This window comes from Arthrobacter sp. Y3225116 (assembly GCF_059091245.1).
This window is the reverse complement of record NZ_JBNHGL010000529.1, coordinates 1-672: the sequence shown is the minus strand read 5'-3', so window position 1 is coordinate 672 and position 672 is coordinate 1. Positions and strand designations below refer to the sequence as shown.

The following is a 672-nucleotide window of genomic DNA, read 5'->3' as shown; positions in this document are numbered from 1 at the left end:
GACCAGCGGCCGGCCCGCCGGCGCGTCCAACACGGCCTTGCTGCGCTCGAGGGCCTCCAGACCGTCTTCGCTCGCGTGGTGCGCCGAGCCGAGGTCGCGCAGCGGCTGGAAACACTCCGGAGCCAGGATCAGGGCCAGCAGTCCGGCTTCGAGTTCCATACCGCCGTAGACCAGCCGGATGCCCACGAACACCGCCACCACGGCCACCGAAATGGTGGCGATCAGTTCCAGTGCCAGTGAGGACAGGAAGGCGACCCGCAGGGTGGCCAGGGTCCGTTCCCGGTAGGCGCGGGCGACGTCGCCCAGGGCCCGGGTCTGCGCGGCGGCCCGACCTAGGCCGACCAGGACCGGCAGTCCCCGGGCCAGTTCCAGCAGGTGGTCGGACAGGCGGTCCAAGGCCGCGGCCGCCTGTTTTGTCCGGTCTTCGGTGTGCTTGCCGATCAGGATCATGAAGACCGGCACCAGCGGCAGCGTGAGCACCACGATCAGCGCGCTCACCCAGTCCGCGGCCAGGATCCGCAGCCCCACCAGCAGGGGTACGGTGGCGCAGGTCACCAGGGCCGGGAGGTACTTGGCGTAGTAGTCATCCAGGTTGTCCAGCCCCCGGGTGGCCAGCACACTGAGGGCGCCCTCGCCCGGGGCGGAGCCGTCGCGCCCGGCCGGGGAGGCGCC

1 protein-coding gene is annotated in these 672 nt (G+C 71.7%); it reads right to left on the bottom strand.

Annotated features, from left to right (window positions below):
* A partial coding sequence (locus tag AC5RV2_RS18780) for an ABC transporter transmembrane domain-containing protein (protein WP_494093588.1) occupies positions 1-672 on the bottom strand: 672 nt, incomplete at both ends.